General features: G+C 62.5%; 13 protein-coding genes. 3 read left to right on the top strand and 10 right to left on the bottom strand.

Annotated elements, in window-relative coordinates:
- Positions 1-333 precede the first annotated feature (333 nt).
- The 8 genes from AC1Q6Z_RS35175 to AC1Q6Z_RS35140 form a co-directional block, all read right to left on the bottom strand.
- Entirely contained in the window at positions 334-906 is a 573-nt protein-coding gene (locus AC1Q6Z_RS35175) for a hypothetical protein (RefSeq protein WP_306041439.1), read from the bottom strand.
- Between the two features lie 95 nt (positions 907-1,001).
- Positions 1,002-1,439 carry a hypothetical protein gene (locus AC1Q6Z_RS35170; protein ID WP_306041440.1) on the bottom strand — a complete coding sequence of 146 codons (438 nt, stop codon included), beginning with the start codon at positions 1,437-1,439 and terminating at the stop codon, positions 1,002-1,004.
- Between the two features lie 663 nt (positions 1,440-2,102).
- A complete protein-coding gene (locus AC1Q6Z_RS35165) occupies positions 2,103-2,519 on the bottom strand; it encodes a hypothetical protein (RefSeq protein WP_306041442.1) in 417 nt (138 codons plus the stop codon).
- Positions 2,512-2,769, bottom strand: a complete 258-nt coding sequence (locus AC1Q6Z_RS35160) for a type II toxin-antitoxin system Phd/YefM family antitoxin (protein WP_306041444.1) — start codon at positions 2,767-2,769, stop codon at positions 2,512-2,514. The genes AC1Q6Z_RS35165 and AC1Q6Z_RS35160 overlap by 8 nt, the downstream gene beginning before the upstream one ends.
- Before the next feature lie 227 nt (positions 2,770-2,996).
- Positions 2,997-3,305, bottom strand: a complete 309-nt coding sequence (locus tag AC1Q6Z_RS35155) for a hypothetical protein (RefSeq protein WP_306041446.1) — start codon at positions 3,303-3,305, stop codon at positions 2,997-2,999.
- Positions 3,302-3,499 carry a hypothetical protein gene (locus tag AC1Q6Z_RS35150; RefSeq protein ID WP_306041448.1) on the bottom strand — a complete coding sequence of 66 codons (198 nt, stop codon included), beginning with the start codon at positions 3,497-3,499 and terminating at the stop codon, positions 3,302-3,304. The genes AC1Q6Z_RS35155 and AC1Q6Z_RS35150 overlap by 4 nt, the downstream gene beginning before the upstream one ends.
- A 29-nt stretch (positions 3,500-3,528) precedes the next feature.
- On the bottom strand, positions 3,529-4,326 hold the full coding sequence (locus tag AC1Q6Z_RS35145; protein WP_306041450.1) for a hypothetical protein: 798 nt from the start codon (positions 4,324-4,326) through the stop codon (positions 3,529-3,531).
- Between the two features lie 86 nt (positions 4,327-4,412).
- The gene (locus AC1Q6Z_RS35140) at positions 4,413-4,733 is read right to left on the bottom strand and encodes a DUF736 family protein (protein WP_306041452.1); all 321 of its coding nucleotides are present in this window, start codon (positions 4,731-4,733) and stop codon (positions 4,413-4,415) included.
- Positions 4,734-5,240: 507 nt separating this feature from the next.
- Here AC1Q6Z_RS35140 and AC1Q6Z_RS35135 point away from each other — a divergent pair.
- Entirely contained in the window at positions 5,241-5,549 is a 309-nt protein-coding gene (locus AC1Q6Z_RS35135; protein ID WP_306041453.1) for a hypothetical protein, read from the top strand.
- A 195-nt stretch (positions 5,550-5,744) separates the two neighbouring features.
- On the opposite strand, the gene AC1Q6Z_RS35130 is transcribed toward AC1Q6Z_RS35135, so the two are convergent.
- Together AC1Q6Z_RS35130 and AC1Q6Z_RS35125 are read right to left on the bottom strand one after the other, a co-directional pair.
- Positions 5,745-6,038, bottom strand: coding sequence for a hypothetical protein (locus AC1Q6Z_RS35130; RefSeq protein WP_306041455.1), 294 nt, complete (start codon positions 6,036-6,038; stop codon positions 5,745-5,747).
- Positions 6,035-6,214, bottom strand: coding sequence for a hypothetical protein (locus AC1Q6Z_RS35125; protein ID WP_306041456.1), 180 nt, complete (start codon positions 6,212-6,214; stop codon positions 6,035-6,037). Before AC1Q6Z_RS35125 ends, AC1Q6Z_RS35130 begins: the two co-directional genes overlap by 4 nt.
- 540 nt (positions 6,215-6,754) lie before the next feature.
- On the opposite strand from AC1Q6Z_RS35125, the gene AC1Q6Z_RS35120 reads away from it, so the two are divergent.
- The gene (locus AC1Q6Z_RS35120; RefSeq protein ID WP_306041457.1) at positions 6,755-7,006 is read left to right on the top strand and encodes a type II toxin-antitoxin system Phd/YefM family antitoxin; all 252 of its coding nucleotides are present in this window, start codon (positions 6,755-6,757) and stop codon (positions 7,004-7,006) included.
- Positions 6,999-7,394: a type II toxin-antitoxin system PemK/MazF family toxin gene (locus AC1Q6Z_RS35115; RefSeq protein WP_306041459.1), complete on the top strand. Its 396-nt coding sequence runs from the start codon at positions 6,999-7,001 to the stop codon at positions 7,392-7,394. The genes AC1Q6Z_RS35120 and AC1Q6Z_RS35115 overlap by 8 nt, the downstream gene beginning before the upstream one ends.
- Positions 7,395-7,564 lie beyond the last annotated feature (170 nt).

Raw genomic sequence — 7,564 nt, 5'->3', positions numbered from 1 at the left:
CCGCGAAGAAACGTTGAACGCCGCAAAAGTGGAAAGCTCGAAAAGCGCTTGACCTCAACACGCCGATTAGAGAAGCGCCGGCCTTTGGCCGGGATTTCGGGAATTCTCGCTGCGTCTCGTGCGGAATGAGCGCAGCCGCAGGAGCCTCAGCATAGCGTCCCGCAGGAGAGGCGGGATCGACTGCGCCCGCACGCGGCGCGCCGTTTTTTGACGGGCGGGCAGGGGAGTTCGAGGGGCGGGGCTTCGGGGCGCCCCTCGTCCTGGTTCGATCCGCTCGACGCGGTGAGGACCAGGCACACGCACTGCGGCCGCCGCAGAGGGGAACGCAGCCCCTCAGTCCTCGCCCTCTATGGGTTCCACGTCGCGCAGTTCGACAAAGACGACCTTTTCGGTGCGCTCCTGCCCGATCAGGTCCAGATTGATATGGACGTAATCGGCGAACGGTTCCCCGCACAAGCGCCAGACGACGCCGACACGGCCGACGCGGCGCTCGTTGGTGCCATCGATGGATGGCGACGTGCCGATGATGCGGACGCGCTGGCCGAGGCGCAGCCAGTTCGCCGCGCTGGCGATCATTGCGGCTCGTTCCTCCGGCGTCAGCTTTTTACGCGTCGAGCGCGCCCACGGCGTATGCGGATCGGCGGCAAGCTGCCGTGCCTGTTCCTCCGGGGACAGATCTTGAAACCGCGTGATCTCGTATTCCAGCGGCCAATCCTCGGGGTCCGGTGGTTTCGGATTCCGGTGGAAATGCTCGATGGTCCGGCCGCCGAATAGATCAGACTGCGCACCGGCGAGCCGTCGCTGACGTTGCGCCTCGCGATAGCCTGCACGCCACTGCGCTTCGGGGCTGAGGGCCGGGCGCTCGGTTTCGCCCAGCAGGTGCTCCACTTCTTCCCGCTCGTCCATGACTAGCTCCTGTCAGTGCAAAATTCTTGCTGTGCCGGAGAGGACGCGGCTGGGGATGGAAGAACCATCCCCAGCCTCTATTGGGCCGGTGCAATTCAGGCGTTGGCGGCATTGACGACTTTCAACGGAATGTGGTCGAGGCGGATTTTGATACGAAGGATGAGATCGCCGGTCGCGCTGCCATCTCCTGCAACCAGTTCCGGGTGGTGCTCCAGCCGGATAATGCTGAAGAGGGTCGCGACATCCTCGATGGCCTCGGAGACGTCCACCAACTCGCCCAGCCTGTCCGACTTCGTGACCAGAAGGTTTCCTGCGAGCGGATGAGGAGCGCCCTCGACGTTAGTGAGGCACTCCACGGCTTTATTGAGTCCGTTGTCGTCAACGATGATATCGAATCCGCTCACCCGCACGATGTCGATCATCTGGCATTTCAAGAGGCGTTTGATATCGGAATAGCTGCTTTTCAGGTTGATCGTTACGGGCCGGATGGTGCCTGCCATCGGCTCGATCAGGAAGGCTTTGACTGCGCTCATATTCTGTCTCCTTTTTCCCGAAGTCCCACAGGGGAAGCCCCCTTGGGCGAAGCCTCTTCCCCCTGTCCGGGGGAATGGCCTCTGACATTCCCCCGGACAGAGGGGGGAGGGCGCAGCCCGCCCCACGGCGGCGCGCGGGCGGATCAAGGGGTCGTGGCGGGGAAAAAACGGAAGGTTCGGCGCGCAGCGGTGAAAGCCGTTTTTTTGCCGACGCGACAAGCGGCTTGCCGCGCCTGCCCCTTGATGCGAACGCCCGGCGATGTCAGGGGCGAAACGAACAATGCGGCCCGCGTGCGGGCCTCAGTGCCGGATGCGCAGCAGCCGAGAAGGACAAGCGATCGTCATCGGCATCGGCGGAGACGGCCGCAGGCTGGCTCCGTGCCCTGCGCATAGAGCGCGGCCCCCAAAACGGGCGGTGGCCCATGGCCCTATCGAAGAAAATCACTGACGCGGGAAAAAAGGCCGTTACCCACGAGGCTCCGGAAAACCCTACGGCGCAATTGGGGAGCGCGGGTTTCCTCCGCTTGGCTACCGCTCACCGGCGGGGCCGGTTCGCTGCGGCCGCGGCCGCGCCGTCCTCACGGCGCTGCGGCTGGATAACGGTCTTCACCACCGGGAAGCGGTCGTTACGAGAAGGGCAGGGCAGGGAGGAAGAGGCCCGGCCTATTCTGTCCTGCTCACCCGAGCGGCCGGCACGGCGAGGAACGGCTTGAAGGCTGCGGCGACCTTGGCGAGGAAGCCCTTGCCGAAGCTGCCGAGCAGCTCGGCGTTCGGATCGTAGTAGTAGGACGCTTCCGCAATATCGTGGTTGAATTCCGACACGGTGATCCAAGCGTCCTTCCAGTCACGGATTCCAGCGCGCCGGCATTCGAGTTGCGGGATTTCCAGCGCCGTCTGATCGGCGCGCGGCGGCGTGCCGGAAATCGCCAGAATGACCAAATGGGTCTGCGCGCCTTTGGAGATGGCGAGCACCATGCAGACGGGGCGGGACTTCCGCCCCTCCGTCTCGCCACTGTCGCGCTGCCATGCCCAGAGATAGGGATAGCGGAAGACGGAGCCGCTGGCCGGAATATCAGCCAATGGCGTCTTCCCCTTCCGCGATGAGGCGATCCAGTTCGGGGATGATCATGTCGATCAGCGCCTGCGGCGCTTCTCCGACCGTGTAAACCCGCCTTGGATCGCCCCGGCTCTTCATGGCCTCGAACTCGTCGTAGGTCATGAGGACATAGCGCGGCTTGCGGTGCTGGGTGATCGCGACCGGATGGCGGTCGGCCGCCATGGTGACAGTCTTGGTGTCGCGCAGCAGGTCGACGGTTGTGAATTTCTGCATCTGCGGGTTCCTTCGATTAAGTCGAATAATACGCATTATTCGACTATTTTTCAAGCTGGAACACCATTGCGGCCGGAAGGCGTGCCTTCATCGACCTTTCTCGGGCGGGCAGGGGAGACGAGGGGAGGGGCTTCGGGGCTCCCCTCGAACCGCTTCGCGCCCGCTCGACGCGGGCGCCGAACGGTAACGACGCGGTTACCCCTCCGCAGCCGGAGGGGCAGGAGACGCTACTTGATGAAGCCAAGCCTTTCCGCGATGGACGGCTCATGCTCATGGCCAGCCTCCCGCAGCATGGCGATCATATCGGCATGATCGAGATTGCTGACCTCATAGCCGTTGGCGCGGGCTTCCTCGATGATCCCTTCCAAGGTTGGAAACTCCTCCAACAGGACGCCTAGCCAGATTTCCGGCGTCCCGCAATCATCGTCGGTCTCGAAACCCTGCAAGAAATAGGTGCGCAGAGGTGGATCGAAGCCGATGACGGCCTCGTCATCTGTTCTCTCGCCCTTGTGAAGGGTTATCGTGTAGCGGCTCATGTTACCTCCGTGAAGCGTTCGATCAGTTGGAGGATGCCGAACGTATCGAGTAGAATGTAATCACCAAATCCGCAGGCGATATACTCAAGCTCCTCCGGCCTGCCGCCGCTCTCGTTCCAGTGATACAAGGCTGCGATGATGGTCGCGATCTCCACCCGATCTAGCCGGAAGTCCGCACCTGCGAGGGTTGGCATTGTCGTCTCCTTTGTTATCCCCGGTCATTTCAAAACGCGAACGCGGTTTGGCCGCTCGCCTGTGTGTAGGTGGCGCTTTCGCCCGCCGCGTAGCGTTCCCGACCCAGCTCGGACCATTGCAAGAAACCGGAACGATCATAGCGAAACCAGCCGTCCTCAATGCCGAAGATCATCCCCCAAGCCGCGTCCTCAGTGCTTTGGAGGCCGGTGTTGATCGGCCAATGCTCGGCACCTTTTTCAGGACGGCAAACTCTTGGGGCGGAGAAGGAACGAATGACCGCGCTGCGCTCGCCGGGTTCGGTCGCGCCGATTTCGCGCATGATCTCTCGGGCCTCGGCGATGGTGATATAGCCAGCGACTCGTTTGTCGTCATGGCGCGAATAGCGGCAGCCATAGGTGACGGCGTTCATGATACAGGCGGGTTCAGTGAATTCCTGCGTTGCCAGCAGGTCGCGCCACTTTCCGGCGCTGACCAGATCGACTGCGTGCCACCAGCGAGCGAGCGGGGCGCTGGAATAGCGGTAGCGGTTCGGCGCGCCGTCGCGGGCAATCTCGAAACCGAGCGCCGCTTCGACATGGCGCACATAGGGATGATCAGCCAAGAGCGGATGGCGCAGGCCGAGCTTGCGCGGCTGCTCGTTGTCGGGGCAGCAAACCTCGATGGGAAACTGGAACATCCGCGACGGCAGGTTCCACGGTGCTGGCATCTCGAAGTCGTGCGGGACGGACAACGAATTGTTGATGTCGAGAACGGCAAGGTTGGGCGCAAACCCCTTTTCCACCAGCGCCATGCCGAGGGTGTCGGTGCTCGGGCTGTCCATGGTCATCGTCCTTTCCTGAAATCATCTCTCCTTGGTGTCGGCCCGCCCGAAGGGAACGATCCCCTCGGGCAAGCCTGCGGTGGGCTGTTCGATCAATCCCACGGAATGACGGCCATCAGGTCCTCGTCGTCCTGGCCGGGGAAGCGGCCGAGATTGGCATTGAGCCGCGTGTGGCCGGTGTTGACGGACAGGCTGAGATATTCGCCGCCGCTCTGGTTCTTCTTCCTCCAGATACCGCCGAGGTCGATCTTCCGGCCGAGCGGGGACTTGCCGAAGACCCGGTAGACCGGAGCATCCTTGTTGGTGCTGGTGAACGCCGTGCCAGTGATGTCGATGTCGTAGGCGATGGAGGCGATGTTGCCGGTAAAGGTGCCGTCTTCGTTGAACCGGATGAAGTTGGTGAGTTCGGTCATGGTCTGTCTCCTGAGTTTGCGTTTCCCGCAGGGGAAGCCCCCTTGGGCGAAGCCTCCCCCCTCTGTCCGGGGGAATGGCCTCTGACATTCCCCCGGACAGAGGGGGGAGGGCGCAGCCCGCCCCACGGCGGCGCGCGGGCGGATCAAGGGGTCGTGGCGGGGAAAAAACGAAAGGTTCGGCGCGCAGCGGTGAAAGCCGTTTTTTTGCCGACGCGACAAGCGGCTTGCCGCGCCTGCCCCTTGATGCGAACGCCCGGCGATGTCAGGGGCGAGACGAACAATGCGGCCCGCGTGCGGGCCTCAGTGCCGGATGCGCAGCAGCCGAGAAGGACAAGCGATCGTCATCGGCATCGGCGGAGACGGCCGCAGGCTGGCACCGTGCCCTCCGCATAGAGCGCGGCCGCCCGAAACGGGCGGTGGCCCCAACTCGCATTTCTGTCAGTTGCCCACGTCGACCAGGTGGCTACGCTCCGTCACGGGATGGATATTCACCTGAAGGAGAAATGCATGGAAACGGCTCCTACCCTCATCTTGTACGCCTTCACCGGCAAGGTGGAGCTCGGCGAGGATCGCTGGGCAGACCGCACCCTGCCGGACTATTTCTATGCGGACCAGGACGCAGCCCGACAGGATCTTCTCACGCTCCGCGCTCAACTGGCGACCGATCCGGAGAACAGCTACCCACCTCTCTGCCTGGAGAAGATAGAGACCGTGCCCATGACGCGAGCCGCGATCATGGCCTTGCTCCACGATGGCGTCAGCGCCATCATCAGCAGCTACGAGGTCATCGAGGAGATCGGCGTCAAGCGCCGATAGCTGCCCTTCCGGAGAGGGGAGGGAAGGGGTGTTCGAGGGGTGGGTTCGGGGCACCCCTCGTCCTGTCCCGCACCGCTCGACGCGGTAAGGGACAGGCCCGCGTCCAGGCGTCTCGCCACCCGCTCTATCGTGGCGCTCTCAACTTCTAACCGGCTCGACAGAGAGGCGGCCAGCGCGCCGCCTCTCTGTCTGACATCAAAAATAATCGCCATCATCGCCGCAAAACGGCTCATGGCCGATGCGCCAGCTCCGGTCGGACCACATCGACGGGACATAGGGATCATTCCCGAATTCGTAGCCGATTACGACCTTGTCGCCCTCATAGAAGATACCGAATTCGATCTTGTTCTCGATCAAATGCAACAGCGCTGTGGAGATGAATTCGGGCGTGGCTCTGGTCGGAAGGTGGACTTCAGCCTCCCATGCAGCACGTTTCGGGTCGCGATCGTCTATGTATTCGTCGGAACCATTATTTTCAGTCTGCGTCATGAGAAATCTCCTTGCTGCGCGTTGCAAGCGACACGGCGCTGAATGGCATCCTCGATTTCGAAGCTGCGCTCGCAGATATATGCCTTGCTATAGCCTTCGGTTTTCAAGCGCGCGACCTCTGCGGCGACCGCCTTGTCAAATTCCGGTTCCGGCCTTTCAGCGCTTTCGATCTTCATCAACCTGCCCTCCATGGGTGTGTTGGCAGAAAATTATATCCACTTTGCGTTTCCCGCCGGAGAAGCCCCCTTGGGCGAAGCCTCCCCGGTCTTTCCGGGGGAATGGCCTCTGACATTCCCCCGGACAGAGGGGGGAGGGCGCAGCCCGCCCCACGGCGGCGCGCGGGCGGATCAAGGGGGCGTGGCGGGGAAAAAACGGAAGGGTCGGCGCGCAGCGGTGAAAGCCGTTTTTTTGCCGACGCGACAAGCGGCTTGCCGCGCCTGCCCCTTGATGCGAACGCCCGGCGATGTCAGGGGCGAGACGAACAATGCGGCCCGCGTGCGGGCCTCAGTGCCGGATGCGCAGCAGCCGAGAAGGACAAGCGATCGTCACCGGCATCGGCGGAGACGGCCGCAGGCTGGCACCGTGCCCTCCGCATAGAGCGCGGCCGCCCGAAACGGGCGGTGGCCCAAGATCCTCGGGTCAGTTCGACTATCGAATTCCAATTGCATATTTCGCATGAATTACGTATATTACGTACAATAGTCTGCGAGGCTACCATGAAGCAGTTCACCTTTTCCGACATGAATCGCGCGTCCGGGGAAATCCTCGAGGCCGCGCTGATCGAACCGGTCGCGCTCACCAAGCGCGGCAAGCAGAAGCTGGTGATCCTGACGGCCGAAGCCTATGCACGCCTGAAGGGCCAGCCGCAAGCGCACGCTTATCGCCTGGAGGATGCACCGGAGCACATCCACGACGAGCTGATGGAAGGCATCGACGCGATCCTTGACGGGAAGCATCACGATGCTTGAACGCGGCGAGGTCGTCCGCTTCCATTATCTGTGGGCGCGCCAGGCGCAAGCCGGCGAAGAGTCGGGCCGCAAGGCACGGCCCGTTTGCATCGTCGTTCGCACCCCAGGAAATCCGGGTGCCGTCTTCCTTTTTCCGATCACGTCGCAGGAACCGCGGCCTGATCGGATCGCGCTTTCCTTTCCCGAGATGGAATGCCGCCGCGCCGGGCTCTCCTTTCCGTGCTGGATCATCCTCGATGAGTACAACCGCGTGGAGCTCGACAAGGCATTCGACTTCGAGTCGACCAAACCGCTCGGCAATGTGAGCGCAGCTTTTCTTGAGAAAATCGCGGCCACTGTGAAATCGGCTTCGGCTCAACGCGTGCTGAAAGGCATCACGAGGTCCTGACCTATTTCCGGATTAGGCCGCGCCGTGATCGCGCCGGCGCGCAGCGTAGCGAGCGCGGCCGATCCTGAGAAGACGGCGAATATCAGAGAAATCAGCATAGATGGGGTAATCGGCTTCGTGCCCCATCTTCGCGATCGGAGGAAGGTGCTGCACTCCGAGCTGATGATAAA

The organism is Shinella sp. GW835-FHT14H05 (assembly GCF_058793575.1).
This window is presented reverse-complemented; position numbering and strand designations above follow the sequence as displayed.

Excerpts from the sequence above, each read along its gene's own strand:
- AC1Q6Z_RS35145 (WP_306041450.1), bottom strand. The coding sequence starts at position 4,326 with ATGACCATGGACAGCCCGAGCACCGACACCCTCGGCATGGCGCTGGTG.
- AC1Q6Z_RS35140 (WP_306041452.1), bottom strand. The coding sequence starts at position 4,733 with ATGACCGAACTCACCAACTTCATCCGGTTCAACGAAGACGGCACCTTT.
- AC1Q6Z_RS35160 (WP_306041444.1), bottom strand. The coding sequence starts at position 2,769 with ATGCAGAAATTCACAACCGTCGACCTGCTGCGCGACACCAAGACTGTC.
- AC1Q6Z_RS35175 (WP_306041439.1), bottom strand. The coding sequence starts at position 906 with ATGGACGAGCGGGAAGAAGTGGAGCACCTGCTGGGCGAAACCGAGCGC.
- AC1Q6Z_RS35135 (WP_306041453.1), top strand. The coding sequence starts at position 5,241 with ATGGAAACGGCTCCTACCCTCATCTTGTACGCCTTCACCGGCAAGGTG.
- AC1Q6Z_RS35155 (WP_306041446.1), bottom strand. The coding sequence starts at position 3,305 with ATGAGCCGCTACACGATAACCCTTCACAAGGGCGAGAGAACAGATGAC.
- AC1Q6Z_RS35125 (WP_306041456.1), bottom strand. The coding sequence starts at position 6,214 with ATGAAGATCGAAAGCGCTGAAAGGCCGGAACCGGAATTTGACAAGGCG.
- AC1Q6Z_RS35130 (WP_306041455.1), bottom strand. The coding sequence starts at position 6,038 with ATGACGCAGACTGAAAATAATGGTTCCGACGAATACATAGACGATCGC.
- AC1Q6Z_RS35115 (WP_306041459.1), top strand. The coding sequence starts at position 6,999 with ATGCTTGAACGCGGCGAGGTCGTCCGCTTCCATTATCTGTGGGCGCGC.
- AC1Q6Z_RS35150 (WP_306041448.1), bottom strand. The coding sequence starts at position 3,499 with ATGCCAACCCTCGCAGGTGCGGACTTCCGGCTAGATCGGGTGGAGATC.
- AC1Q6Z_RS35170 (WP_306041440.1), bottom strand. The coding sequence starts at position 1,439 with ATGAGCGCAGTCAAAGCCTTCCTGATCGAGCCGATGGCAGGCACCATC.
- AC1Q6Z_RS35120 (WP_306041457.1), top strand. The coding sequence starts at position 6,755 with ATGAAGCAGTTCACCTTTTCCGACATGAATCGCGCGTCCGGGGAAATC.